The following is a 25,373-nucleotide window of genomic DNA, read 5'->3' as shown; positions in this document are numbered from 1 at the left end:
GGTCGAAGTCCGATCCGCGCTCTAGAAGAACTCGTCGAGCAGCCGGTACCAGGCGAGCGTCGACGGGCGGGGGGTGAGGCCGTAGGCGCGGTCGAACGCGTCTGCGGCTTCCCCGCTCAGTTCGCGGTGCACCAGCGCCAGGTCGCGGTGCCGGTCGGACACGCCGAGCCGCGCCACGTCGATCAGCACGGTCGAGCCGTCGGGGCGCAGCAACACGTTCGACGGGCAGAAGTCCCCGTGTGCCACCACCAGGTCCTCGGTCTCGGGCGCGGTGGCGACCAGGCGCTCCAGCAACTCCTGCGGCGTGGCGCCGAGGTTGTCGTCGTCGAAGTCGTCCGGGTCCACGAGACCGGCTTCGACGTTGTGCCGCGCCTGTTCGACGACGACCGCGACCCTGGCGTCGTGAGGGCACGAGGTGACCGGCACCGAGTGCAACGCCCGCAGCACCTCGCCCATGACGGTTCCCGCGAGCACGGGGTCTGCCTTGGCCAGCGAGGGCGCGCCGACGTCGGCCAGCACGAGCCAGCCGTCGGCGAACACCTGGACCTCCGGCACCTCGAAGTGCTCACCCAGCCACAGCAACCGGGCGTGCTCGTCGGCGCCCGAGCGCTTCACGTAGCTGGAACCGACGTGCCACACGTCGCCGGACAGGCCCTCGTGGTCGTCGGACCACCCGGTCACCGGGCCGGCAGCGCGCAGCACGTCCTCGGGAATCCTCATTCGCAGGCCGTGCCGTCCTTGTCGCTGTCGAGCCCGTAGATGTCCGTGCCGATGACGCGGACGGGGCCGGCCACGTACGCCGGCCCGTTGCCGGAACCGCCCGCGCAGTCCACGTCCGACGCGATCGGCACGCAACCACTGTAGTTCGGGTCGCACTGCGGCTGGGGCTTCGGGGCGGGCTGCGGTTGCGGCTGGGGCTGGGGGTTCGGCTGCGGCTGGGGTTGCGGCTTGGGCTGCGCGACGGCCGCAGGCGCAGTGGTGGTGGTCGTAGTCGTTGTCGTGGTGGAAGTGGTCGTCGTCGTGGTGCTGGTCGGCGGTGCCACGGTCGTCGTCGTTGTCGTAGCAGGAGCAGCGGTGGTGGTGGAAAGCCCCGCCGCCTTGTTCCCGTCGACCGCCGAGCCGATGACGCCGATCACGAAGAAGAACCCGAGCAGGGCCGCGGCGCTGATCGCCACCGGCGCCACCCACGACCTGCGCGCCGGCATGACGGGCACGACCGCACCGCGGGGGATCTCGCGCGGCATCCGCAGGAAGATCTGCAGCAGCCCGTTGCTCCCGCGCTGGACGAACGCCGTGCACCCGGTCGCCCCGCCGCCGGACTCCACGTGCATCAGCACGGGCGCATACCGTTGCGACATCAGGAAAGTCAGCTCGCCGACGCGGTACCCGTCGAGCCGCACCTCGATGCCGCGGTGGCCCCGGTACTTGCCCGAGGCGATCGCGCACCACGTCAGATTCACGGCGACGTGGCGCGTCACGCCGTCCGGAACCGCGTAGCGCGACAGCACGTCCTGGTGGTGCTGCTCGCCGGTGACGGTCACCGTCACCTCGCCGGGGACCATCACGAGACCGGCCGCCGAGTTCTCGATCACTGTCGCAACTCCCTCGGGTGAGTGCTTACGCGCTCACCATCGAGAAGCCGCATGAGGTGTTACCGACAGTGCCTCGAGGTTGTGCCGAACGAGTGAAAACGAAGGCCTGCCCGTCACGGATGGCGGAAGCTCACCGATGAAGGTCTTTCAGGCGCTCGAACGCACGACGAGAGACGTGGGCAGCAGCAGCGACGGCGGCAGCCCCGCCTCGCCCGCCAGTTCCGCGAGCAGCCGCCACGTCATCGTGCGCCCGAGCTCCTCGACGTCCTGCCGGATCGTCGTGAGCGGCGGCGTGGCGGTCGAGGCGAACACCGAGTCGTCGAACCCGACGACGGCGACGTCCTCGGGCACTCGACGGCCTTGTGCGTGCAGCACCTGCAACGCGCCGAGCGCCATGATGTCCGCGGCGACGAACACCGCGTCGAGGTCGGGGGCCTTGCGCAGCAACGACTCCATGGCCCGCGCACCGCTCTCCGGCGTGAAGTCGCCGTGGGCCACCAGGGTCGAGGGGAGCTTGGCCTCGCCGAGGCCCCGCTTGAAGCCGCTGAGCCTGTCCGCGCCCACGGCCATGTCCTTGGGGCCCGCCACGGTCGCGATGCGCTTGCGGCCCAGTGACGCCAGGTGCCGCGCGGCCTCCAGGGCGCCGGTGAAGTTGTCGGCGTCCACGAACGGGACCGTGGCGCCGAGGGGACGGCCGCCGGAGACCACCGGCAGGCCGAGGTCCGCGAGCATCGGCACCAGCGGGTCCTCGCCGTGCAGGCTCACCAGCAGCGCGCCGTCCACGTGGCCGCTGCTCAGGTACGCCACCAGGTCGTCGGTGTCGGAGGGCTGGCTCATCATCAGCAGCAGCTGCATGTGGCGGCCGGCGAGCTCGGAGTGGACGCCTCGCAGGACGCCCGCGAAGAACGGGTCGGACAGCACGCGGCCGGTCGGCTCCGAGACCACCAGGGCGATGGCGTTGGCCCGGTTGCCGGCGAGTGCGCGCGCGGCCTGGTTGGGGGAGTACCCCAGCTCGGCGATGGCGGCGTGCACGGCCTCCCGGGCCTTCGCACTGACGTACTGCTCGTCGTTGATGACGCGCGAGACGGTCGACTTCGACACCCCGGCGACCCGCGCGACCTCTTCGATCCGGGGGCCGGGACGTCGCTTCGCCGTCTCGGTCATGCGGTCATCCTAGGCTGCCTGGCCGGACCACGATCTGCTCAGGGCCATCTTCGTTCCCCCTCTTCACAGCGGCGTGAGCCGAGTTTCCAAGATCGTCCGCACAAATTCCGCACAGCACCGCCGAGTTCTGGCACCATGCCCCCCGAGGAGGGTCAGTGCGGTATCGGCTTCTTGGGCCGCTGCAGATCTGGCGTGGGGGCGTGGAACTGCGGCTGGGCGGGCCCCGACAAAGGGCACTGCTGGCAGCGTTGGCACTGCACGCCAACGAGACGGTCAGTTTTGAACATCTGAGCGAGGCGGTGTGGGAATCTCCACCCGCTGCTCCCGAATCGAACATCCGGACCTACGTCGCCGCCCTGCGCAAGCTCGTGCTGGACGACCTCGTCACCGTTCCCGGCGGCTACCGGCTCGTGGTGCCGGACGACGAGGTGGACGTCGCGGTCTTCGAGCGGCTCTGCGAGGTGGGCGACGAAGCCCTGAAAGAGGGTGATCACCGGGAGGCGGTCGCCCGGTACGGCGAGGCGCTGCGGTTGTGGCGCGGCCCGGCGCTCGACGGCCTCACCGTGGGGCCGCGGCTCGAAGCCGAGCTCACGCTGCTGCAGGAAAGGCGGCTCACCGTCGCCGAGCAGCACGCGCGGCTGTCGATCGAGCTGGGCCAGGGCGAACGGCTGATCGCCGAACTGAGGCGGCTGACCAAGCAGTTCCCGCTGCGCGAACAGCTCTGGCTCCAGCTGATGCACGCGTTGCAACGGGCGAACCGGCCCGCCGAGGCGTTGCAGGCCTTCGAGGACGTGCGGGTGCTGCTCGCCGACGAGCTGGGCACCGATCCGGGCGGGGAACTGCGGGACCTGCACGCGCGGCTGCTGCGCGGGGACGAGCCGCGGCCCGCCCTGAACACGCTGCCGCGCGACGTCGCCGACTTCACCGGCCGCGCGACCGAGATCGAACGGCTGACCAGGGCCGTCACCGGGAAGTCGGCGGTCGTGATCTCCGCGATCGACGGCATGCCGGGCGTCGGCAAGACGACGCTCGCCGTGCACCTGGCGCACCGCCTGGAGTATCCGGACGGTCAGCTGTTCATCGACCTGCACGCGCACACTGCGGGCCGTGCGCCCGTGGAACCGACAGACGCGCTCGACGTGCTGTTGCGCGCGCTCGGGCTGGAAGAGATCCCGGTCAGCCTGGACGAACGTGCCGCCATGTGGCGTGCGGAGCTCTCGCGCAGGCGGTTGCTCGTCGTGCTCGACAACGCCGTGAACGCCGACCAGGTCCGTCCGCTGCTGCCAGGCGTGCCGGGCTCGTTGGTGCTGGTCACGTCCCGCGCGCGGCTGGTCGAGCTGGAGGGCACGTCGACGCTCACGCTGGACGTGCTGTCCGAGGCCGAGGCGTTGCAGCTCTTCGCCACGATCGTCGGCGACGAACGCGGTACCGACGACGCGGCCCGCGAGGTCGTCGAGCTGTGCGGGCGGCTGCCGCTGGCCGTGCGCCTGGCCGCCGGACGGCTCCGCAGCCGTCCCACCTGGACCACCGCCCACCTCGCGACGCGGCTGCGCGAGGGACGATTATCCGAGCTGGACGCGGTCTTCGCGTTGTCGTTCGGCCAGCTCCCCGCCGCTCACCAGCGGCTCTTCGGCCTGCTCGGCCTGCACCACGGCACGGACTTCGACGTCGACCAGGCCGCGGCACTGGGCGAGCTCGACCTGCTGGAGTGCGACGGGATGCTCGAGGACCTCGTCGACGTGCACCTGCTGGAGGCGACGACGCTCGGCCGCTACCGGATGCACGACCTGCTGCGGCAGTACGCGCAGTCCAAGGTGGACGGCACCCGCGCGCCGCTGACGAGGCTGCTCGACCACTTCCTCGACACGGCGAACCAGGCGACGCGGCTGATGTCGCCCGCCGCGCGCAAGTACGAGGTCGACATCACCTACCGGCCGGCCTCGCGGCTGGTGCTGCGCGACTACGACCACGCGGTCGAGTGGCTGGAGACCGAACGCCAGACGCTCGTCGCCGCCGTGGCGTTGTCTCTCGACGGTGGCTGGCGCACACACACGTGGCAGCTCGCACGCGCGTTGACGTTCTTCTGCATGGTGCGCGGCCACACGCGTGACTGGGCCACGATCAACGAACTGGCGCTGGAGGCGGCGAAGGACGAGCCGGTCGCGCTCGCGATCACCACGAAGAACTACGCGATGGTGTTCTGGCAGACCGCGCAGTACCCGAAGGCGATCCACTACAACGAGCGCGCCATCGAGATGCTCCGCGAACTGGGCGACCTGCAGGGAGTGGCGGGCACGCTGAACAACCTGTCGCTGGTCTACCGCACCCTCGAACGCCACGCCGAGGCCGCTGAGCTGCTGGAACAGGCCATCACGGTGGCGCGGCAGCTCGGTGACCGGCACCTCGAGTCGCAGGCGATGAGCAACGTCAGCAACATCTACAGCGCGCTCGGCCGTTACGACGAGGCGTTGCAGGCGTGCACGGCGGCGCTCGAGCTGATGCGCGAGATGGGCAGCCGCCGCGACGAGGCGGACACCCGGAGCGCGCTCGGCATGATCCTGCACGCCATGGGCCGGCACGACGAGGCGTTGGAGGCGCTGGAGTCGGCTCTCAAGGCCGTGCGCGCGATCGGTGACGTCACGACGGAAACGGTGGTGCTCAACTACCTCGGCGAGGTGCTGACCGCCGCCGGACGTCCGGACGAGGCCATCGCGCCGTTGCGTGAGGCGCTGGAACTGGCCGAACGGATCGATGACAGGCGTGAGGCGGCGAACGCGCACAAGCACCTGGCCCGTGCCGTCAGCGACCCGGCCGAGGCCGCCCGGCACCGGCGGGAGGCGGACGAGAGGTTCGCGGCGCTAGGCACCGGCTGACCGCGGGCCCGGTCTCCCGCCGGGCAGCACCGCGCCGCGCGGCAGCCCGTCTCGCAGCAACGGCAGCAGCCGCGGGTGCTTGCTCATGAGCACCGCGGCCGTTCCGTTGCGCTGCTGGGTCCTGCGGCAGAAGTGGGGTGACAACGGCACCCCGAGGTACGCCTCGGCACGGGGTCCGTAGAGGACCGCGCCGCCGAGCCCGCACCACGCCGCCGCGACCGCCTGCCCGCCGCTCCACACGTACCCCTCGACGTACACCGCGCCGTGGTTCCGGCCCACCTCGCTGAAGGCGTCGCTGAACGTCACCTGCGGCTGCAGCCGGGTCGCCGGGCCGGCCGACCACCAGGTGCCGAGGTCGAGCACCAGGCCCTCCACGCTCGCGTGCGCCCACTCCGAGTCGTCGACGAGCGTGCGGAACGGCAGTTCCAGCCCGGTCAGCGCCGCGGTGAGCTCCTCCACCCGCCCATGGTGCGGCGTGAGGACCGATCCCGCTGTCCGAAGTGGACTCAGCCCTGCGCCTGGACGATGGTGATCGGGATGATCAGTCGAAGATCTGCTCGAATGTGACTTTCACTCGACCGCTGTTGCTGTCGACGACCAGATACCAGCGGTCGTCGTAGGGCACCTCGAGGACTATCGGACTGATGTTGTAGAAGTCGCCGTAGTACTCGTAGTCGCCGCCGTCCAGGTACGCCTGGTAGTGGTCGACGTCCATGAGACACACCCGCGCGGCTGAACCGCGCAACTCCACCTCGAAGCGAGCGCCACCCGCGAACGTCCCGAGATCCCAGTAGAGGTGTTCCACACACCATTGGTAGCGGATCGCGTCTCGACCCGAAATCCGCTGATGCGGCGATAGCGCACGCTGCGCCGTGTGCCTGTTCCGCCATTCAGCCCTGCGCCTGGACGATGGTGATCGGGATGCTGACCTCGACCGGTCCCGCCACGCCGGTGATGACGCCGTCGCCCGCCTTGTTGCCCGCCTGCAGCCGGGCGCGGAACGTGATCGTCTGGCCGGGGGCGAGCGTCTGGCCGCCCTCGCACGTGACGACGCCCTTGCCGGCCGGGCAGGCGATGAAGCCCACCGAGGTCTTGCCGGGGCCGACCGTCTTGATCTTGTCGGGCATCGTCAGCGTCAGCGTCGGCACCGTGGTGGGCGCGTCGCCGTTGTTGGTGATGCTGACGTTCATCTCGTTGGCCGGGCCGTCGGTGGTCATGGTGATGCCGCTGGGCGCCGACCCCGACAGCTCGGCCTCGCCCGCGGGGACGACGGTGTTGTTCGTGCTCGTCGCGGGCCGGTTCGCGCCGGTGGTGCCCTGGGCGGCCGTGCCCGCCGACGTGCCCCTGGTCGGCGTGGCGCCGGAGCTCCGCGTTGTGCCCGACTCGCTCGGCGCGGGTTCCGCCGAGGCGCTCGTGCTGGTCGGGGCGGCGCCGATGACCGTGGTGACGGGTCCGTTGCCCGAGCTGACGACGACGCCCGAGGCCACCACGACGACCGCCGCGGCCGAGGCGGCGACGCCCAGCCACGAGGCCGCGCTGAGCGTGACGACGGCTCCCTTGGTCGCGGTCGCCGCCGCGGCCAGGTAACCGGCGGTGCCCGTGCCCAGGACGATGGGGGCGACGAGACCGCGCAGCGCGCCGTTCACGTCGGAGAGCTCGCTGGCGAGCTTGCGGCACTCGGCGCAGGTGTCCATGTGCTCGTCGATGTGGACGGCGTCGCGTCCCTTGAGGCCGCCGCGCGTCCAGGCGCCGAGCTTCGTCACGGTCGGGCGGCAGGTCTCCGCCGGTTCCTGGTTGACGTGTGCCTGCAAGAACGCCTTGCGCAGGCCCTCGCGCGCACGGAACGCCATCGCGGAGACGCCGTTCGGGGTCAGGCCGAGCAGCGGTGCGATCTCGCCCGGTGACTGGCCCTCGATCGCGGTGTGCCACAGGACGGTCCGCCACCGCTCGGGCAGCGTCGCGAACGCCGTCGCCGCCAGCGTCTGGTCCAGGTCCTCGACCGCCTTGTCGCGGAACGGCACGCTGGTCGCCTTGGCGGCGCCGGGAACCTCCTCGACGTCACCGGCCAGCTCGACCCGCTTCTCCTTGCGGGTGCGGTCGTACGCCGCGTGCCGCACCGCCGTCAGCAGGTACGGCCGGAACGACGCGCCCGGACCGCCGCCTGCGCGCAGTGCCGCGAGGACCTTCGCGAACGCCTCCGACACCAGGTCGTCGGCGTCCGAGGACGACGAGGACAGCTGCAAGGCCAGCATGTTCGCCGAGCGCACGTGACGTTCGTAGAGCTTGCCGTACTCCTCGACCCTGCCGTCTCTGACGGCATCGATGAGGTCGGCATCCGACGGCGGTCGTCCACGCTGCCCGATCAAAGAAAGCCGCCTTAACGTGATGCCCTGTACTGATACGCGGACCCTATCGACATGACTCAAGGTGAACAATCCACGCATACGAACTCGATGTAATAAAAGAGGTTTTGGTCCGGCGCAAGTCGCGGCGAACTCGGGCCGGAAGGCCCTGGCGCCCGCGTCTCCTTGGCCTGGTGGACATCCGGCTCTGCGCCGAAAGCACCAACCGGTGCTGAGCCGGCGGCACGCACGCGGCGTTTCGTCGTGACCAGAAATGTGTCCAGTCGGAATTCGTTCCAGGTCGACGTGGAGAACGCTCCACAATGGACCTTTTTGGCGCCGAACAGCGGAACTGAGTAGCCGTACTCATGACAGCCGGGGGATGACCCAGGACTCTCGGACCATGACGTCCTCCGCGCCCACGCACACCCCGACGACCGCGGCCTTCTACGTGCAGGCGGTCCTGTCGTTCGGGCTCTCGCTGACCGCCGTCACCATCGGAGTCGTGTTCCTGCCCGTCGACGGGTGGGTGCGCGCCTTCCTCGGCATCGCGATGCTCTACACCGTCACCTCGGCGTTCACCCTCGCCAAGGTGCTCAGGGACCGGCAGGAGGACGCCTACATCCACAGCCGGGTCGACAGAGCCCGGCTCGACAAGCTGCTGACCGACCACGACCCGTTCAAGATCGACGCGGCCTGATCCTCACGGGTGACCGCGCCACAGCCGCCAGGCGCGCGGGCTCGCCGGCTCGTGGTGGCTGTTGGCCTCGGAGAACCGCAGCCGCACGCGAGCGCCGCCGAGCCGGCCGCGCTCCAGGTGGATCGTGCCGCCGGTCGCCTCCGCGGCCGCGCGGGCGATGTCGAGGCCCAGCCCCGTCGACCCGCCCCCGCTGCTGCCCCGGTGCAACGCCGAGGACGGGTCGGCGACCCCGGTGCCGCCGTCCTCGACGACGAGGGTCACCCACCCGGCGTGCCGCACCACCGACACCCCGACCGGTGCGGCGGGAGGCGTGTGCCGGAAGACGTTCTCCAGCAACGTGTCCACCACGGCACCCAGCGCGTCCGGTGCCAGCGGCACCCAGCACGGCTCGCCCACGTCGATCTCGCACACCCGGCCCTGGTCGGCCGCGTGCGCGGACCAGAACGCCATCCGCGACTCCACGACCGACGCCACGTCGCACTTGCCGGCCGTCTCGCCCTCGACCGGGTGCAGCGACTGGATGATCCGGTCGACGTCGTGGCCCAGCGTGCTGACGGCGCTGCGGATCCGGTCGGCGACGGGGCCGGGGCCGATCGCGTCGGCGTCGAGCCGCAGGGCCGCGAGCGGTGTCCGCAGCCGGTGCGACACGTCCGCGATCATCTCCCGCTCCTTCGCCAGCAGCTGCGACGTCCGCGAGGAGGCCTCGTCGATCGACTCGGCGAGCGCCTCCAGTTCGCGGGGACCGCGCAGCCGCACCCGCCGCCCGACCGACGTGGTCAGGTCGCGCAGGGCCGCGAGCACCGGTGTGAAAGGCCTGTGCCCCAGCCACACCGCCAGTCCCACCGCCACGAGCGCGATCCCGGACACCAGCAGGACCGGGAGGAACGGGAACGGCACGGACGCGGGCACCACCGAGACCACGGACCCGCCGGCGGAGGTCACGCGCGGGCCACCGCCGGCACCGAGCCGCGTGCCGTCCTCCAGCACCACGGACAACCGCCCCTCGGCACCGGCGGTGGTGCGGGCGATCGTGCCGCGGACCGCGTCGGGGTCCGAGGACACCGCGAGCACACCGGCGACCACCGCCGCGTCCCGCCGATCGGCCTGGGCTGCCGTCGAGACCGCGTGCGAGTGGAGCAGAAACCCGGCGGTGGCCACGAGAACCACGGCGACCACCCCGGTGGCGAGCAGCAGAGCGCGGGTGATGACCGCCCTCATCCGGGCGCCGCCAGCTTGAACCCGACGCCCCGGACCGTGTGCAGGTAACGGGGGTGGGCCGCCGTCTCACCGAGCTTGCGCCGCAACCAGGACGCGTGGACGTCGATCGTCTTGTCGTCGCCGACGTACGGGTTGCCCCACACGGCCTGGATCAGTTCACGGCGCGAGATCACCCGCCCCGGCCGTTGCGCGAGGTAGGCGAGCATGTCGAACTCCCGCCTGCTCAGCGCGAGAGCGGACTCGCCGAGCGACGCCAGGCGCTGCGCGAGGTCGATGCGGAGGTCGCCCAGCGCGAGGAGGTCGGCGGACGCGGTCGTACCGGTGCCCGTGCGGCGCAGCAGGGCGTTGATCCGCGCGGCCAGGTGCTCGGCCGAGAACGGTTTGACGATGTAGTCGTCCGCGCCCGCGTTCAGCGTGCTCACGACCGAGCTCTCGGCACCCCGCGCCGTCGCCACGATGACCGGGACGTTGCTCACGCCGCGCAGCATGCGCAGGGCGGCGACGCCGTCGAGGTCCGGCAGCCCCAGGTCGAGGATCACCAGGTCGAGCTCCGACGTGCCCGCCTCGCGCAACGCGGCCACGGCGGTGCCGACGGCCTGCACGACGTGCCCGAGGTCGGTCAGCGCGTGCACGAGCGCCGCCTGGACCACCGGGTCGTCCTCGACCACCAGCACCTTCGACATACACGCAGGGTAAGCAGCGAACCCGCCGATGGGGAGAGGGGGCGGGAGCTTATCTCGATCGTGCTACGTCCTTAAATCTCCCTTAGGGCTGCCGCCTCTACGGTCTGCAGCACACCGAACCGGGGAGTGGGCGTGGCAGAAGTCGTTCTGACGGGGCTGGGCAAGGCCTACGGTGACGGCACCCGTGCCGTCACCGACCTCAACCTGGAGATCCGCGACGGCGAGTTCCTGGTGCTCGTGGGCCCGTCGGGCTGCGGCAAGACGACGGCGCTGCGCATGATCGCCGGGCTCGAGCAGATCACCGAAGGCACGATCCACATCGGTGAGCAGGTCGTGAACGACGTGCCGTCCCGTGATCGCGATGTTGCGATGGTGTTCCAGTCCTACGCGCTCTACCCGCACCTGAACGTGTACGACAACATCGCGTTCGGTCTCACGCTGCGCAAGCTCCCCAAGTCCGAGATCGACCACCGCGTGCGCGAGGTCGCCGAGGTCCTCGAACTAACCGAGCACCTCGGCCGCAAGCCCCGCAACCTCTCCGGCGGGCAACGGCAGCGCGTCGCCATGGGCCGGGCGATCGTGCGGGCCCCGCAGGCGTTCCTGATGGACGAGCCGCTGTCCAACCTGGACGCCAAGCTGCGCGTCCAGATGCGGGCGCAGATCGCGCGGATCCAGCGCGAGATCGGCGTGACGACCGTGTACGTCACGCACGACCAGACCGAGGCCATGACGCTCGGCGACCGCGTGGCCGTCATGCGCCGCGGGGTGCTCCAGCAGGTCGGCCCGCCCCAGGAGCTCTACGACCGGCCGGTCAACCTGTTCGTCGCGGGCTTCATCGGCTCGCCGGGCATGAACCTCGTGTCCGCGAAGCTCGACCGGGACGGCGACGACCGGTTCTGGGTCTCGCTCGGCTCCGACGCGTTGCTGCTGCCGGAGTCCGTGCCGCGCCAACGCCCGAAGCTCGAGCAGTACGTCGGCGGCGACGTCGTGGTCGGCATCCGCCCGGAGGACATGGAGGACACCGCCCTGGCCGACGCGCAGGAGGGCGAGATCCTGCACTCCGTCGCCGATCTGGTCGAAGCGATGGGGTCCGACGTGCTCGTGCACTTCCCGGTCGACGTCCCGCCCGTCGTCACCGACGACACCCGTGAGCTGGCCAGGGACGCGGGCACCGACGACCTGCCCGGCACCGGCGGCAAGGGGACCGTCCTCGTCGGACGGTTCAGCCCGCGCACCCGCATCTACGAAGGACAACCCGTCGCCGCCCGGGTGGACACCTCCCGGCTGCACTTCTTCGACCCGGCCACCGGGTCCTCGATCTGGAAGTAGGAGAGCTTCAATGGGGAAGCAATGGATCGCGCTGCTCGCACTCACCGCCGCCGCGTGCTCCGGAGGTGCCGCGGGAACCGGGACTTCTGAAGACCTCAAGGGGCAGACCGTCGAGGTCGTCGGACCATGGACCGGCGACGAGCAGAAGGCCTTCGAGCAGGTGCTGAAGGTGTTCACCGACAAGACGGGCGCCGAGGTCAGGTACACACCCGCCGGGGACGAGCTGCCGACTGTGGTGCAGACCAGGATCTCGGGCGGCACACCGCCGAACGTCGCGCTGATCGCGCAACCCGGTCTCGTCGCCCAGTTCGCCAAGGCGGGGGCGCTGAAGCCCGTGGGCGCCGACGTCGAGAAGGCGGTCACCGACCACAACGCGGCCGTGTGGAAGCAGCTCGGCAGCGTCGACGGCAAGCTCTACGGCTTCACCTTCAAGACGGCCAACAAGTCCGCGTTCTGGTACAGCGAGAAGGCCTTCCAGCAGGTCGGTGCCACGCCGCCCGCGACGTGGGACGAGCTGATCAAGGTCAGCAAGGCGATCTCCGAGACGGGTCTCGCGCCGGTGTCGGTCGGCGGTGCGGACGGCTGGACGCTCACCGACTGGTTCGAGAACGTCTACCTGCGCACCGCGGGCCCGGAGAACTACGACAAGCTCGCGAAGCACGAGATCCCGTGGACCGACCCGACCGTGCGCAAGGCGTTGGAGGAGCTGGCGAAGCTCTGGGGCGACCCGACCCTGATCGCGCCCGGCGCGCTGCAGACGGAGTTCCCGAAGTCCGTCATCACCGTCTTCGGCGAGCCCTCCGGTGCCGCCATGGTGTTCGAGGCGGACTTCGTCGCGAGCATCATCACGACCAACACCAAGGCGAAGGTCGGCCAGGACGCCAAGTTCTTCCCGTTCCCGTCGGTCGCGGGCAGCAAGGACGCCGTCGTCGCCGGTGGTGACATGGCCGTGCAGTTCAAGGACGACAAGGCGACCACCGAGCTGATGAAGTACCTGGCCTCACCGGAGTCCGGCAAGGTGTGGGCCGAGCTCGGCGGGTTCCTCTCGCCCAACAAGGACATCCCGGAGAGCGCGTACCCGGACGCCGTGACGCAGGACCTCGCGCGGCGGATCGTCGACGCCGGGGACAACGTCCGGTTCGACATGTCCGACCTCGCACCGGCCGCGTTCGGCGGCACGAAGGGCGCGGGGGAGTGGAAGGACCTGCAGGACTTCCTGGCCGACCCGAAGAACGTCGACGGCATCATGGCGCGCCTGGAAGCGAACGCGGCGAAGGCCTACGGCGCATGACGTCAAGGAAGCGGAGTTTCAGTCCGAACGTGGACGCCGCGCCGGGGCGCTCGCCCCGGCAGGCGATCCCGTTCCTGCTCCCCGCACTGGTGGTGCTCGCGGCGCTGGTGCTGTACCCGCTGGTGTACTCGCTGATCCGCAGCTTCTTCGACGCCTCGGGTGACGAGTTCGTCGGCCTGGGCAACTACGTCGAGACGTTCACCGACCCGCGCACGCTGATCGCGTTCCGCAACAACGTGATCTGGGTGGTGGTAGCCCCAGCCGCCGTCACCGGCATCGGCCTGATCCTCGCCGTGCTGACCGAACGCATCAAGTGGGCGACGGCGTTCCGGCTCGTGCTGTTCATGCCCATGGCGATCTCGTTGTTCGCCTCCGGCATCATCTTCCGGCTCGTGTACGAGGAGGCGCCGAACCAGGGCGTCGTGAACGCGGTCGTGGTGGGTGTGCACGACGTCTTCAGCCCGGCCTCGCAGTACCCCGGTGCGCGGCCAAGGGACGGTTACGCCGCAACGGAAGCGGGCTTCACCGCGATCCGGCCGTCGCGGGCGGGCGACACGATCTCGTTGCCGCTCATCGGGTATCCACCGCAGGACGTGCCGCCGCAGGCGCTGCCGGCCTCCCCGCCGACCGCCGGCACGGGGGAGTTGCGCGGTGTGCTGTGGCTCGACGTGTCGATCGGCGGCAGGGCGGGCGCCGTCGACCCGACCGAGCGCGGCCTGCCGGGCGTGGCCGTGGAAGCGGTGCGGGACGGGCAGGTCGTCGCCCGCACCACGACCGGCGACGACGGCAGGTTCACCTTCCCCGACCTCGGCGCCGGTGACGTCACCGTGCGGCTGCCTCCCGAGAACTTCGCGCTGCCGTTCCGCGGCCTGACGTGGCTCGGGCCGTCGTTCATCACCCCGGTGATCATCTCGTCCTGGATCTGGATCATGACCGGGTTCGCGATCACGTTCATCGCCGCGGGCCTGTCGGCGATCCCGCGTGACGCGCTGGAGGCCGCGCGGGTCGACGGCGCGACGGAGTGGCAGGTGTTCAAACGCGTCACCATCCCGCTGCTCTCGCCGGTGCTGCTGGTGGTGTTCGTGACCCTCGTGATCAACGTGTTGAAGATCTTCGAGCTGGTGTTCGTCATCGCGCCGGGCTCGGTGCAGTCCGAGGCCAACGTGCTGGCCCTGCAGATGTGGCAGGTGTCCTTCGGCACCGGCGGCGACCAGGGGGCGGGCAGCGCGCTCGCGGTGATCCTGTTCCTGCTGGTGGCGCCCGCGATGCTGTTCAACATCCGCCGATTCCGACGGGAGCGGTCGTGACTGCTGTGGCGGACGAGGTCCGCATCGACGTGCCGGTCTCGGGAGCACCGAAGCGGGGCTTCCTGACGCGGCTGGTGTCGAGGCTCGGCAACGGGGTCGTGCAGGTCGTGCTCGCCCTGGTGGCCGTCTTCTGGCTCGTCCCGGTGTTCGGTCTGCTGATCGCGTCGTTGCGCGACGAGTCGGCCAACACCGCGAGCGGCTGGTGGACCGTGTTCACCAAGCCCGCCGAGCTGACGCTGGCCAACTACGCCGACCTGGTGGCGAACCAGGCGGTGTGGCAGTCGTTCCTCAACACCTTCTACATCGCCGTGCCCGCAACGGTTCTGGTCGTCGTGATGGCGTCGCTGGCCTCGTACGCCCTGGCGTGGATCGAGTTCCCGGGCCGCGAGACGCTGACGGTCGTCGTGGTCGGGCTGCTCGTCATGCCGATCCAGGTGGCGCTGATCCCGGTGGCGAAGCTGTTCGGCGCGCTCGGCCTGTTCGGCACGATCACCGGCGTGGTGCTGTTCCACGTCGCGTTCGGCCTGCCGTTCGCCATCTTCCTGCTGCGCAACTTCTTCACCGGCATCCCGCGCGACCTGATCGAGGCCGCGCGGATGGACGGCGCCACGGAGTGGGTGATCTTCAAGCGCGTCATCCTGCCAGTGGCGAAGCCGGCGATCGCGTCGCTGACGATCTTCCAGTTCCTCTGGGTGTGGAACGACCTGCTGGTGGCGCTGGTGTTCGCGGACCAGGACTCGGCGCCGATCACGGTGGCGCTGCGGGCCCAGCTGCGGCAGTTCGGCACCAACATCGACATGTTGTCGACCGGTGCGTTCCTGTCGATGGTCGTGCCGTTGGCGGTGTTCCTGGTGTTCCAGAAGTACTTCGTGCAGGGGGTGCTGGCCGGGTCCACGAAGTAGAGCTTCCCCCGCGTCCGCATGGAGGTCCGCGGTCGTGAGAAGGATCGGCGGAAGGCTGTTCCCGCGGCTGCGCCGCGGTCCGCTGGCTGACCTCGCACCGAGGTGCCGGCGGCCGCTGCCGTTGCTGATCGTGGAGGAACGCGTCGAGCTCGTCGGTCGTGGTCGTCGCCTCGTGCAGGAAGTGCCGGCCGGGTCTACGAAGTAGAGCCGCGGGTGATGGTGTCGAGGTCGCGCGTGGCGTAGCGCAGGTGCTCCCACTCCTCCTCGAGGATGGTGTGCAGGCACGACAGGGTGGTCTCGGGGTGTTCGGGACCCCACGGGTTCGCCCGCACCACGGCCAGGTCCTCCGGCGTCGCGGTCGCGAGGAAGTCGCGGACCATCGCCGTCCGGTCGGCCCTGGCCGCCAGCACGTCGGCGTAGGGCGGGACGCCGGAGACGAAGACCGACAGGTCGTAGCCGTCGGTCTCGTACTCGGCGTTCGGCATCCCCAGCGGGTGGTACGGCTTCTCCCGGCCGAGGACCGCCTTGCCTAGCCAGGTGTCGGTCGCCATGACGAGGTGCCGGACGGTCTGGGCGAACGACCACTCGCCGTCCACCGAGACGTCCTGCGTGCCCGGTGGCAGCGCCGCGACCCGCTCGACCGCCGCGGCCCAGGCGGTCTCCGCCTTCGCCCACGCCGCGCGCAGCCCGTCCGGGTCCTGCGCGCGGCGCTCGGCGCGGCCGGGGAAGCGCCGGTCGAGTTCGGCGTCGACGAACGGCGTGACGTCGACACCGTTGACCAGCAACGTGTTCCTGCCGTCGAGCAGCCACGGCGCGTCGATGTCCGTGCCGCCGACCTCGACCGCGCGCATGACCACGCCGGAGAAGTTCGCGCGGGTGAACCGGGCACCACGCAGGCTCACGTCGGTGAAGGTGGCGCCCCGCAGGTCGTCGGGGTGGCTGAAGTTCATCCGCCGAGCTTCGCACGCCGTCGCCGCTCGATCGAGTTGAGGACGAGCAGTGTCAGCATCAGCAACCCGAAACCGATGCCGATGCCGCTCAGGGCCACGACCACCGGTGGCCAGTCGCGACCCGGTGGCGGGGTGACGGTCGTGAGGATCTCCCTGGGCCGCGGGCCCGGGAAACCGGCGGACTCGGCGGGCAGCACCGCGGTCAGCGCGGCCACCGGGTTCACCATGCCGAAGCCGACCCGGTGGTCCCTTCCGGACACGTTGCCGGGGTGCAGCGCGGTGGCCTTGAGCCGGTCCATCACCTGGCGAGCCTTGAGGTCCGGGAAGCGCTCGCGCACCAGCGCGGTGATGCCCGAGACGTACGGGGCAGCGAAACTCGTGCCCTGGATCTTCCCCACGCCGTCGGCCTTCACGTTCGCGTTGGTCAGGCCGGTGCCCTTGGGGTCGACGGAGATGATCTCCTCACCCGGCGCGGCGATGCTGACCCACGGGCCCCAGACGCTGAAGCCCGACACCTCACCGGAGCGCGCCATCGACGCCACCGACAGCACGTCGTCGGCGAACCACGCGGGCGACGAGATCGAGCTGACTGTCGCGGAGTCGATGTTGTTGTTCTGCAGTGGACAGCCGGCCTTGGCGTCGAGGTTGCCCGCCGCCGTCACGACCACGGCGTTCTTGACGTCGACCGCGTACCGGATCGCGGCCTGCAGCGCCCGGTCGTCCGCGCTGAAGTCCTTGGGGGTGCCGCAGTTCGTCAGGGAGATGTTGATGACCCCTGCGTCTTGGTCCGCGGCGCGCACGATCGCCTGCGCCAGCGTCGAGACCTTGCCGGCGGAGGTCCGCTTCTCCCTGGTGGCGTCGCCCTTGAACTCGAAGCGGTCGCTGGTCTGGCGGATCGCGAGGATCGTCGCCCCCGGTGCCGCGCCGACGAAGTCGCCCTCGGTCCTGGCCGCCGCCGCGACGCCCGCCACCTCGGTGCCGTGGCCGTCGCAGTCGTCCGCGCCGTTCTTGGTCCCGCTGACGTACTCACCGGCCGGAACGACGCGGCCGCCGAAGCGCGGGTTGCGCGGGTCGACACCCGTGTCGATGATCGCGATCTTGACGCCCTTGCCGGTCGCGAACCGGTGCGCCTGCTCGAGGTTCAGGTGGACCTGGCCCCACGGCATCTGCTCGATCAGTTCGTTCTTGGTGTCGGACGTGACGCAGCCCTTGCCGGTCGGCTCGTACGGCACGTCCGGCCCGCCCGTGTCCCTCGGCGGCGGGGTGCCGGGCGGCAGCGCCGGTGGCACCGAGTTCGGCTGTGCCGCGGTCTGCGGCTGCGCGGAAGCCGCCGGAAGTGCTCCTGTCAGCAGCAGAATTGCCGTGGTCGCCGTTGCCGTGGCACGGCGGAACCCCGTGGTATCGATCTTCACCTGTGACCCCCCGGGTCCACCCCCACCGACCCCCCGATCGGTGTTGACCAGAGTCCACCACAGGAGGCCCGCTGGCCGCAAAAACCGGGGCGCCTCAACCTGAAGCGGGCTTCAGGTGGTCGGCGTCGCGCAGGAACGCGTCGAGTTCGGCGGTCGTCGGACCGGTGGCCGGACCGGACCTCGTGACGGCGACCGCGGCGGCGGCGTTGGCCCGCCGCACCGCCGCGATCGGGGACAGACCGGCCGCCAGGGCCGAGGCCAGCACCCCGGCGTGCGCGTCACCGGCGCCGTTGGTGTCGACCGCGTGCACCGGGAAACCTGGTACCCGCACCGGTTGCGGGCCGATCGGCGCTCCCGCGAGCAGGCAGCCCGACGCGCCGTCGCGCACCACGGCGAACCCACCGGCGCGGATGCGCGGGACGAGGGCGGTCGCGGCGGCGGCGAGGTCCGCGACGCCGGTCATGATCGTCGCTTCCCGCGCGTTGGCCGTGAGCACGTCGGTGCGGGCCAGCACCGCGTCGAGCAGCACGGGATCGAGGTCACCGACCAGCGGCGACGGGTCGGTGATCACCCTGGCACCGGCGGGCAGGCCGGGCAGCCAGCCGGACAACGCCGCCGCGTTGACCGGGTGGGCGAGGCTGTAGCCGGAGACGTGGACCAGGTCGTGCCCGGTGACGTGCACGCGGTCCAGGTCGTCGCGGGTCAGCCTGCCCTCGGCGCCGACGGTCGTCACGAACGTGCGTTCGGCGGTCGCGTCGACCAGGGCGACGCAGTAGCCGCTGTCGACGCCTTCGAGTCCTGTTTGGACGATCTCGGCGCCGCTCGCGGCCAGTGCGGCGCGCACGATGTCTCCCATCGGGCCGGTGCCGTACTGCCCGGCGAACACGACGGGCAGCCCGGTGCGCCGGGCGGCGACGAGGGTGTTGAGGCCGCCGCCCGCGATCATCTGCGAGCTGCTGGCGATGATGTCGCCGCCCGGTTCCGGGATGCGGTCGACGGTCATCACGACGTCGACGATCACGTTGCCGGTCGAGATCAGCCGCGCGTCAGTCACGGGCACCGCCCAGGGCGAAGTAGCCCGCCGCCGCGACGACGAACGTGACGATCCAGCCGATCGAGCTGAAACCGTTGGCGAGCAACACATAACCCACGACGAGGGCGACGGCCCAGGCCCCGGTCGCACGCCACTCCACGCCTCCGCGGTACCAGTAGGCGCCGCCGCGGGTCATGTCGAGCAAGCCCGCCGGGTCGTAGTGGCGGCGCTTGACCATGTCGACCAGGAAGACGCCGAGCCACGCCGTGATCGGGATGGCCAGCAGGGAGATGAAGCTGATGAACGGTCCGTAGAAGTTCTCGGCCACCAGCATGAAGTAGATCGCGCCGAGGAACGTGACGGTCACGTCCAACGCGACCGCGTACACCCGCGGCACCCGCACGCCCAGCGTCAGCGTGGTGAGCCCGGCCGAGTAGACCGACAGGTGGTTCGACAGCAGCAGTCCGCCGAACGCGGCGATCAGGTACGGCACGGCCATCCACGACGGCAGCAGCCCGCGGATCGCGGCGACCGGGTCCGAGGCGGACGCGAGCGAGTCGTCGCCCGCGGTGAGCAGCGCGCCGAGGCCGATCAGCAGCACGAGCGGGATGCCGGCACCGGCCGCGCTCGCGCTGATCAGGCGGCCCGCCCGCACGCTCGTCTTCTGGTAGCGGGCCATGTCCGCGCCCGCGTTGGCCCAGCCGATGCCCGTGCCGCCCGCGATCACGCCGATTCCGGCCAGCACCGCGGTGAACGGGCCCGCGGGCATCGCCGCGACGGCGTTCCAGTCCACAGTGGCCACGAGCACGACGCCGACGACCACGTTCAGGGCGCCGAAGATCCACGTCGCCCACTTCTGGATGACCAGGATCGCCGCGTGGCCGAGCCCGGAGACCAAGAGCGTGCACAGCTCGAAGACCAGGATCGCGACGATCGTGAGCACCGGCACCGACTTCGCGCCGGTCGCCGTGCCGAACGCGATGGTGAACAGCGACAGCAGCACGAACGCGCCGGTGGTGGTGTTGACCGTCTCCCAGCCGAGCCGCGACGCCAGGGCGACCAGCGTCGGCCCGGCGTTGCCGCGGGTGCCGAAGACCGCGCGGGACAACGTCATGCTCGGTGCCCCGCCGCGCCGCCCGGCCACCGAGACGACGCCGACCACCGCGAACGAGCCCGCGGCGCCGACCGCGGCGACGACCAGCGCCTGCCAGACGTTGAGGAACTGGAACGCGACCAGCGTGGCACCGAGCGGCAGGCCGAGGATGGAGATGTTGGCCGCGAACCACACCCAGAACAGCTGCAGGGGGTTGCCGTTGCGGTCGGCGGTGGGCACGGGCTCGATGCCGCGCTGCTCGACGGCGCTCAGCGCGCCGCGGGTGGTGGTGGACATGACGGTCTCCAGACGACGGTGACGGAAACGCTTCGGCTCTACGGCCTTCCTCGGAGGTCGAGCAGCTTGCTGACGAGCGGGGCGAGGTCGAGGTCGTTGACCTGCTCGACGGTGGCGACCGCGGCGGCGGGCCACGCCGAACCGCCGTGCGTCGCGCCCAGGACCGCTCCCGCCATGGCGGCGATCGTGTCGGTGTCCCCACCGAGACTCGCGGCCTGGCAGAGCGCGTCCCACGGGTCGTCGGCCAGTGCCGCCAGGGCGAGCGCGGCGACCACGGACTCCTGGGCCGCCACGGACGTGCCGACGACGTCGATCAACGCCGTCTCCCGGTCGGCGGCCCCGAGGGACGCGAGGTGGGGGAGCGCCCAGCGCAGGCGGGCCGCGATAGAGCCACCGGCCACCCAGTACCCGCGCCGCCCGCCCTCGTCGGCCGCGGCGACGGCGACCTCGACGGCCTCGGGCAGGCTCGCGCCGCCCACGCCCGCGCTCACCGCGGCACCGACGGCGGCCGCCGCGGCGATGCCGATGCCCGTGTTGTGCGTGGGCGCGCTGGTGCGCGCGACGACGTCCACAAAGGACGTCAGGTCGGCCGCGTCCACGGCTATTCCGACCGGGGTGATGCGCATGGCGGCGCCGTTCGTGGCACCGGTCCTGCCCGCCTCTTCGGCCGGGACGCCGTCCTGCAGCCGGGCCAGCGCGGCTTTCGTGGACGGGCCGAGCAGGTCGAGCGAGCCGCGCTCGCGCATCCGGTCCTCCCAGGCCAGCAACCGCCGCGCCAGCACGACCGGGTCGACGACGCCGCCGCCCTCGACGAGCAGTTCGGCGAGCAGCACGGCCTGCTCGGTGTCGTCGGTGATCGACCCGGCGGCCATGCCGGCGGCGATGCGCTGCCGCGGCCCGGCGTCGGCGAGCCCGGTGATCGGCCCGTGGTCGGCGAGGATCTCGGCGCGGGACATCGACTGCGTGGGCATGCCCAGCGCGTCCCCCAGCGCCAGTCCGCGGAAGGCGGCCAGCGCGCGGTCGTGGAGGTCCACCGGCTCAGCCCCCGAAGCTCACGTGCAGGCGGAACCGGGCGGGGTCGAGCCAGCTGACGACCTTCTCGACGAAGCCGCCGTCCGCGTCCCGCGCGATGCGGGTCGTGTGCAGGAACATCTCACCCGGCTCCCGCCCGAGCAGCCGCGCGTCCTCCTCGCCGAGGGCCGCGACCGCGATCCACTGGTCCCCGCGCGCCGGCACCAGCCCGGCCGCTGCCATCGTCTCGGCCAGCGAGTCGTCGGTGAGCCCGTCCTCGGGAACGCGTGCGACCGCGCCGACCGCGGGCACCCGGCTGCGTTCCAGCGACACGGCGGTGCCGTCGCCGGTGAGGCGGCGGATCCGGTCCAGCGCCAGGAACTCCATGGAGCCCGCGCCCACGGTGGCCGCCAGGTCGGGGTCGACCACGCGCTCCATCCGGACGACCTCGGCGCGGGTGTGGATGCCGGTCATCGCGAGCGCGAGACCCCAGCTCGGCGACTCGTCGAGCTGCCGGCCGTCGAAGGTGACGAACGACCCGACCCCGGTCTGCGTCTCGATCAGGTTGTCCCTGGCGAGGCCCTCTAACGCGCCGCGGATGGTGCTGCGGCTGACGGAGAACCGGCGCGCCAGCTCGTTCTCGCCCGGCAGCAGCGACCCGGCCGGGTGCTCACCCGATCTGATCGCCTCCCGCAGCCGGTCAGCGACCTCCTGCCGCTTGAGCGACGATCGGACGCGAGCGGCACCGGCCTCGTTGGTCATACAGCGAACGTACCTGTCTGGTACCTGTACGGTCAACGGCTCGTTCGTGGCCCAGGTATCCGATCGGCGGCTGTACCGTGACCGGTTTTCGGCAGATAGTGCATTCTTTGTTGAGCTGGACAGCCGATTCACCTCGAATCCATGGGGGCAACAGGTGTGGCGGGTGCGCACGGGTCCGGTGCGATGGCGATCGGGCGGGTGAACGAGTCGGGGAGTCGTGCGCCCCGCGATCCGTTGCGCGCGGTTCGATTGCTCACGAATGTGTTCGCGTGGCTGGGCGGCGCCGCATTGGTGGGCAATCTGCTCGTGGCCGGGAACGGGATCGCCCGTGTCGTCCTGGCCGCGGTGGTCCTGCTCGTGCTGGGCTCGTGGTGGGTGCGGCCGCGGTACGACGGCTGGGCGGTCGCGGTCGTCGAAGGGGTCGCCACGGCCGGTGCGGTGCTCGTCCTGCCCGCCGCGCAGCCGGTGCTCGCGTTCCTGTTCGGCGCGACGACGCGGCGCGCGTTGCACGGAGGTCCCTGGCGGTACCCGGTGAAGTCGCTCGTGGGCCTGGGCGGCTACGCGGGAGGGCTCGGCTTGTCGCTGTCCCGGCTCGACCGCGTCGATCCGGACGTGGTGATGGCCGCGGTGATGCCGTTGCTGGGCCTGGTGATCGGGACCTTCGCGCTGCACGAGACCGTGCGCGCGGTCAGGGCGGAGCAGACCGCGCGCCGGACCGTCGGGGCGTTGCTGGAGGCGACCCCGGTGGGGCTGGCGCTGCTCGACGAGAACGGAACTCCGCGGCTGCACAACGCCCGCGCCCGCGAGATGTTCGGCTGGGGCGACGACGCCGGGACCGTGGTGTGCCCGCACGGAGTCGGCATCGTCGGCTGCCGCGACGGGTGCGTCGTGGACCCCGTCGAGGTGGAGCCGCGCGACGGTCTGGTGCTCTCCGTCCACACCGGTCCGGTCGAACAGGACACCGGGCCCGACCACACGGTCGTCGCCGCCGTGGACGTGAGCGGACGCCGGCAGTGGGAGCAGGCGCTGCGCGACAAGGCGGAACGCGACGAGCTGACCGGGCTGGCCAGCCGGGCGCACTTCCTGCACCTCGTGCGGGAGGCCATGGGCGCCGAGACCGTCGTCGGGCTGCTCGTCGTGGACCTGGACAGGTTCAAGGACGTCAACGACGCCGACGGTCACGAGGTGGGCGATCGGTACCTCCAGGCCGCGGCCGCCCGCGTGCGTTCCGCGCTGCCTCCCAGGGCCGTCGCGGGCCGTCTCGGCGGTGACGAGTTCGCCGTGCTCGCCCCCGGCTTCGACGTGCGGGACACCGTGCGGCTCGCGAAGTCCGTGCTGCAGAGCCTGAACGGCGCCGCGGAACCGTTCGCGGCGAGCGTCGGCGCCGCCGTGTCGCAGGCCGGTGCGGACGCGGCCGGCCTGCTCCGGGACGCCGACACCGCGATGTACGTCGCGAAGCGGGACGGCGGCAACCGGGTGCGCCAGTTCCGGCGGGAGATGGGGGAGCAGGCGCTCGCCCGGCAACGCGACAAGGCAGACCTGCGCACCGCCATCGACGGCGGCGAGCTCGTCGTGCACTACCAGCCGATCGTCGACCTCGCGACGAGCGCGGTCACGAGCGCCGAGGCACTGGTCCGGTGGCAGCGTCCCGGCAGGGGCCTGCTCGGCCCCGACGCGTTCATCGGCCTCGCCGAGGAGACCGGCCTCATCGTGCCGCTCGGCGAGAAGGTCCTCGAAGCCGCGTGCGGACAGGCCGTGCGCTGGAACGGCGAAGGACGGTCCCTCGGCGTGACGGTGAACGTCTCCACGCGCGAACTCGCGACCCCCGGCTTCCTGCCGCGGCTGGACCGGGTGATCACCTCCGCGGGACTGGCGCCGAACCGGTTGACCGTCGAGGTGACCGAGAGCGTCTGGGCCGACGAACCGGCGATGCGGAGCCTGGTGGCCGTGCGCGAGGCGGGGATCCGCGTGGCGCTCGACGACTTCGGCACCGGTTACTCCTCGCTGAGCTACCTGCAGCGCTACCCGTTCGACGTCGTGAAGATCGACCGCTCGTTCACCGGGGCCCTCGGCCGCAACGGCCGCACCGAGGGCGTGATCCGGTGCATCATCGCCCTGGCCGAGGTGCTGGGCGCGAAGACGGTCGCCGAGGGGATCGAGACGCCGGAGCAGGCGGACTGGCTGCGGGACGCCGGGTGCTCGTACGCGCAGGGCTACCTCTTCGGGAGGCCGGCGGACGCGGCCGAGTGGAAGGCGGCCGCGTCCACCGGCTGGTGACCGCGCCCGTCACCTGCCCCGGAACAGCATCGGCTCGACGTCGAGGTCGGTCTGCAGCAGCCCGTACGTGCGCATCAGGGTGGCCACCCGCTGCAGTCGCGTGGCGTCGAGCGAGGTGGGGAACTGGCCGAGGTTCACGAGCTTGGCGGTGTCCCGGTCCACACCGGCGTACTGCGGCAGGAGCTCCTGGACGGTGGCGCGGTTCGAAGCGTCCTGCTGTCCCCTGGTCATCGCGCGCTGGAACGCCGCGACCGTGTTCGGGTTCTCCTGGACGAACTTGCCGGTCGTGCCGTACCCGGCGATGGGGATGGCGGAGGTGGGGCCCGAGGCCGCGTCGAGGATCGCGATCTGGCCGGAGTTGCGCTGCGCCCTGGTGATGAACGGTTCGCTCATGAACCCGGCGTCGACGACGTTCCGCTCGATCGCCGCCTCCATGTCGGGCATGGGCATTTCCTTGAGCGTGATCTTCTTCGGATCGATGTTGTTGGCTTCGAGCACCGCTTTCGTGGTCAGCTCGGAGATGTTGTTGAAAGTGTTGATCGCAATCGTCTTGCCGACCAGATCCGTCATCGACCTGATGGTCCCGTTCCCCTTCACGAGGATCAGGAACATCCCGGGCTTCGCCTGGTAGCCGTCGCAGATCAGTTTGATGCCGCCCACGTTCTTCGCGGTCTCCTTGGACTGCGCGGCCATGAACGAGACCCAGTTGCCGAAGGTGATGTCGAGGCTGCCCTGGACCAGTCCGGGGATCGCGGCGGCGCCACCCTGGACGACGACCGTCTCGACCTCGAGCCCCTCCTCCTTGAAGTACCCGTTCCTCATCGCGATGTGCAGGGGCGCCACGTCGACGACCGGAAGCACGCCCACCTTGATGAAGATCTTCTCGGCTGCGGCGGGCTGGGAGGTCGCGGCCGGTTGCCCGCCGCCGAGCGCACCGCAACCGGACGCCGCCGCGAGCACGGCGGCAGCGGACAGGAGACCTGCGATCCGGCGCCTACCAGACATGTGACTTTCTCCCGTGAAATGGAATAGGTGCTCTGTTCGGATATTCGGGCACGGCGAAACGGCGCACTGACCTTCGCCATTCGACGATGTGGTCACCGCGGGATCAGGTAATCTTTTCTCCTTTTGCGGGCC

23 protein-coding genes are annotated in these 25,373 nt (G+C 71.0%); 8 read left to right on the top strand and 15 right to left on the bottom strand.

Annotated elements, in window-relative coordinates; all coding sequences use genetic code 11:
* Positions 1-21: 21 nt before the first annotated feature.
* From BMY74_RS07760 to BMY74_RS07750, 3 genes are all read right to left on the bottom strand, one after another.
* Complete coding sequence (locus BMY74_RS07760) at positions 22-720, bottom strand: aminoglycoside 3'-phosphotransferase (RefSeq protein WP_089911813.1); 699 nt, start codon at positions 718-720, stop codon at positions 22-24.
* Positions 717-1,592 (bottom strand): hypothetical protein, encoded by an 876-nt coding sequence (locus BMY74_RS44875; RefSeq protein WP_089911810.1) that lies wholly within the window; start codon positions 1,590-1,592, stop codon positions 717-719. Before BMY74_RS44875 ends, BMY74_RS07760 begins: the two co-directional genes overlap by 4 nt.
* Positions 1,593-1,739: 147 nt before the next feature.
* A complete protein-coding gene (locus tag BMY74_RS07750) occupies positions 1,740-2,756 on the bottom strand; it encodes a LacI family DNA-binding transcriptional regulator (protein ID WP_089911807.1) in 1,017 nt (338 codons plus the stop codon).
* Positions 2,757-2,956: 200 nt separating this feature from the next.
* Here BMY74_RS07750 and BMY74_RS07745 point away from each other — a divergent pair, with 200 nt between their 5' ends.
* Complete coding sequence (locus BMY74_RS07745) at positions 2,957-5,629, top strand: AfsR/SARP family transcriptional regulator (RefSeq protein ID WP_143091479.1); 2,673 nt, start codon at positions 2,957-2,959, stop codon at positions 5,627-5,629.
* On the opposite strand, the gene BMY74_RS07740 is transcribed toward BMY74_RS07745, so the two are convergent.
* The 3 genes from BMY74_RS07740 to BMY74_RS07730 all read right to left on the bottom strand — a co-directional run bounded on the left by BMY74_RS07740 (position 5,615) and on the right by BMY74_RS07730 (position 7,995).
* On the bottom strand, positions 5,615-6,088 hold the full coding sequence (locus BMY74_RS07740) for a hypothetical protein (RefSeq protein WP_089911801.1): 474 nt from the start codon (positions 6,086-6,088) through the stop codon (positions 5,615-5,617). The two genes, BMY74_RS07745 and BMY74_RS07740, sit on opposite strands and share 15 nt — an antisense overlap.
* Before the next feature lie 82 nt (positions 6,089-6,170).
* Positions 6,171-6,434 (bottom strand): DUF1883 domain-containing protein, encoded by a 264-nt coding sequence (locus BMY74_RS07735; RefSeq protein ID WP_089911798.1) that lies wholly within the window; start codon positions 6,432-6,434, stop codon positions 6,171-6,173.
* Positions 6,435-6,519: 85 nt separating this feature from the next.
* Positions 6,520-7,995: a sigma-70 family RNA polymerase sigma factor gene (locus tag BMY74_RS07730; RefSeq protein WP_177229622.1), complete on the bottom strand. Its 1,476-nt coding sequence runs from the start codon at positions 7,993-7,995 to the stop codon at positions 6,520-6,522.
* A 379-nt stretch (positions 7,996-8,374) separates the two neighbouring features.
* Between BMY74_RS07730 and BMY74_RS07725 the strand changes: the two genes are divergently transcribed.
* On the top strand, positions 8,375-8,671 hold the full coding sequence (locus tag BMY74_RS07725; RefSeq protein WP_089911791.1) for a YiaA/YiaB family inner membrane protein: 297 nt from the start codon (positions 8,375-8,377) through the stop codon (positions 8,669-8,671).
* Positions 8,672-8,674: 3 nt separating this feature from the next.
* On the opposite strand, the gene BMY74_RS07720 is transcribed toward BMY74_RS07725, so the two are convergent.
* Complete coding sequence (locus BMY74_RS07720; protein ID WP_089911788.1) at positions 8,675-9,889, bottom strand: sensor histidine kinase; 1,215 nt, start codon at positions 9,887-9,889, stop codon at positions 8,675-8,677.
* Entirely contained in the window at positions 9,886-10,572 is a 687-nt protein-coding gene (locus tag BMY74_RS07715) for a response regulator transcription factor (RefSeq protein WP_089911785.1), read from the bottom strand. The genes BMY74_RS07720 and BMY74_RS07715 overlap by 4 nt, the downstream gene beginning before the upstream one ends.
* 132 nt (positions 10,573-10,704) lie before the next feature.
* Here BMY74_RS07715 and BMY74_RS07710 point away from each other — a divergent pair, with 132 nt between their 5' ends.
* From BMY74_RS07710 to BMY74_RS44870, 5 genes are read left to right on the top strand one after another with little or no spacing between them, the layout of a single operon-like run.
* Positions 10,705-11,901 carry an ABC transporter ATP-binding protein gene (locus tag BMY74_RS07710; protein WP_089912619.1) on the top strand — a complete coding sequence of 399 codons (1,197 nt, stop codon included), beginning with the start codon at positions 10,705-10,707 and terminating at the stop codon, positions 11,899-11,901.
* 10 nt (positions 11,902-11,911) lie between these two features.
* Complete coding sequence (locus BMY74_RS07705) at positions 11,912-13,192, top strand: ABC transporter substrate-binding protein (RefSeq protein ID WP_089911782.1); 1,281 nt, start codon at positions 11,912-11,914, stop codon at positions 13,190-13,192.
* Between the two features lie 29 nt (positions 13,193-13,221).
* Positions 13,222-14,499, top strand: a complete 1,278-nt coding sequence (locus tag BMY74_RS07700; RefSeq protein ID WP_245785964.1) for an ABC transporter permease subunit — start codon at positions 13,222-13,224, stop codon at positions 14,497-14,499.
* Positions 14,496-15,401 (top strand): carbohydrate ABC transporter permease, encoded by a 906-nt coding sequence (locus BMY74_RS07695; RefSeq protein WP_089911776.1) that lies wholly within the window; start codon positions 14,496-14,498, stop codon positions 15,399-15,401. The genes BMY74_RS07700 and BMY74_RS07695 overlap by 4 nt, the downstream gene beginning before the upstream one ends.
* A gap of 34 nt (positions 15,402-15,435) precedes the next feature.
* Complete coding sequence (locus BMY74_RS44870) at positions 15,436-15,606, top strand: hypothetical protein (protein ID WP_177229621.1); 171 nt, start codon at positions 15,436-15,438, stop codon at positions 15,604-15,606.
* On the opposite strand, the gene BMY74_RS07690 is transcribed toward BMY74_RS44870, so the two are convergent.
* The 6 genes from BMY74_RS07690 to BMY74_RS07665 all read right to left on the bottom strand — a co-directional run bounded on the left by BMY74_RS07690 (position 15,596) and on the right by BMY74_RS07665 (position 21,959).
* Positions 15,596-16,351: a DinB family protein gene (locus BMY74_RS07690; protein WP_089911774.1), complete on the bottom strand. Its 756-nt coding sequence runs from the start codon at positions 16,349-16,351 to the stop codon at positions 15,596-15,598. The two genes, BMY74_RS44870 and BMY74_RS07690, sit on opposite strands and share 11 nt — an antisense overlap.
* Complete coding sequence (gene mycP, locus BMY74_RS07685; RefSeq protein WP_245785963.1) at positions 16,348-17,763, bottom strand: type VII secretion-associated serine protease mycosin; 1,416 nt, start codon at positions 17,761-17,763, stop codon at positions 16,348-16,350. The genes BMY74_RS07690 and mycP overlap by 4 nt, the downstream gene beginning before the upstream one ends.
* Positions 17,764-17,857: 94 nt before the next feature.
* The gene (locus BMY74_RS07680; RefSeq protein ID WP_089911771.1) at positions 17,858-18,817 is read right to left on the bottom strand and encodes a PfkB family carbohydrate kinase; all 960 of its coding nucleotides are present in this window, start codon (positions 18,815-18,817) and stop codon (positions 17,858-17,860) included.
* Positions 18,810-20,186, bottom strand: a complete 1,377-nt coding sequence (locus BMY74_RS07675) for a purine-cytosine permease family protein (protein ID WP_089911767.1) — start codon at positions 20,184-20,186, stop codon at positions 18,810-18,812. The genes BMY74_RS07680 and BMY74_RS07675 overlap by 8 nt, the downstream gene beginning before the upstream one ends.
* Before the next feature lie 38 nt (positions 20,187-20,224).
* Positions 20,225-21,220 carry an ADP-ribosylglycohydrolase family protein gene (locus BMY74_RS07670; protein ID WP_089911762.1) on the bottom strand — a complete coding sequence of 332 codons (996 nt, stop codon included), beginning with the start codon at positions 21,218-21,220 and terminating at the stop codon, positions 20,225-20,227.
* Between the two features lie 4 nt (positions 21,221-21,224).
* Positions 21,225-21,959, bottom strand: coding sequence for a GntR family transcriptional regulator (locus BMY74_RS07665; RefSeq protein ID WP_089911759.1), 735 nt, complete (start codon positions 21,957-21,959; stop codon positions 21,225-21,227).
* Between the two features lie 141 nt (positions 21,960-22,100).
* Here BMY74_RS07665 and BMY74_RS07660 point away from each other — a divergent pair, with 141 nt between their 5' ends.
* The gene (locus tag BMY74_RS07660; RefSeq protein ID WP_089911756.1) at positions 22,101-24,236 is read left to right on the top strand and encodes a putative bifunctional diguanylate cyclase/phosphodiesterase; all 2,136 of its coding nucleotides are present in this window, start codon (positions 22,101-22,103) and stop codon (positions 24,234-24,236) included.
* Positions 24,237-24,245: 9 nt separating this feature from the next.
* On the opposite strand, the gene BMY74_RS07655 is transcribed toward BMY74_RS07660, so the two are convergent.
* Positions 24,246-25,241, bottom strand: coding sequence for an ABC transporter substrate-binding protein (locus tag BMY74_RS07655; RefSeq protein WP_089911751.1), 996 nt, complete (start codon positions 25,239-25,241; stop codon positions 24,246-24,248).
* Positions 25,242-25,373 lie beyond the last annotated feature (132 nt).

It is taken from the genome of Lentzea albida (assembly GCF_900111005.1).
Lineage (GTDB): Bacteria > Actinomycetota > Actinomycetes > Mycobacteriales > Pseudonocardiaceae > Lentzea > Lentzea albida.
Note: the sequence above shows the minus strand (reverse complement) of the source record. Positions and strands in the feature narration are given on the sequence as shown.

What these genes read in the sequence shown, in the direction of transcription:
- BMY74_RS07715 (WP_089911785.1), bottom strand. Translation starts at nt 10,572, where the DNA reads ATGTCGAAGGTGCTGGTGGTCGAGGACGACCCGGTGGTCCAGGCGGCG.
- BMY74_RS07665 (WP_089911759.1), bottom strand. Translation starts at nt 21,959, where the DNA reads ATGACCAACGAGGCCGGTGCCGCTCGCGTCCGATCGTCGCTCAAGCGG.
- BMY74_RS07660 (WP_089911756.1), top strand. Translation starts at nt 22,101, where the DNA reads ATGGGGGCAACAGGTGTGGCGGGTGCGCACGGGTCCGGTGCGATGGCG.
- BMY74_RS07675 (WP_089911767.1), bottom strand. Translation starts at nt 20,186, where the DNA reads ATGTCCACCACCACCCGCGGCGCGCTGAGCGCCGTCGAGCAGCGCGGC.
- BMY74_RS07760 (WP_089911813.1), bottom strand. Translation starts at nt 720, where the DNA reads ATGAGGATTCCCGAGGACGTGCTGCGCGCTGCCGGCCCGGTGACCGGG.
- BMY74_RS07750 (WP_089911807.1), bottom strand. Translation starts at nt 2,756, where the DNA reads ATGACCGAGACGGCGAAGCGACGTCCCGGCCCCCGGATCGAAGAGGTC.
- BMY74_RS07705 (WP_089911782.1), top strand. Translation starts at nt 11,912, where the DNA reads ATGGGGAAGCAATGGATCGCGCTGCTCGCACTCACCGCCGCCGCGTGC.
- BMY74_RS07690 (WP_089911774.1), bottom strand. Translation starts at nt 16,351, where the DNA reads ATGAACTTCAGCCACCCCGACGACCTGCGGGGCGCCACCTTCACCGAC.
- BMY74_RS07725 (WP_089911791.1), top strand. Translation starts at nt 8,375, where the DNA reads ATGACGTCCTCCGCGCCCACGCACACCCCGACGACCGCGGCCTTCTAC.
- BMY74_RS07655 (WP_089911751.1), bottom strand. Translation starts at nt 25,241, where the DNA reads ATGTCTGGTAGGCGCCGGATCGCAGGTCTCCTGTCCGCTGCCGCCGTG.
- BMY74_RS07720 (WP_089911788.1), bottom strand. Translation starts at nt 9,889, where the DNA reads ATGAGGGCGGTCATCACCCGCGCTCTGCTGCTCGCCACCGGGGTGGTC.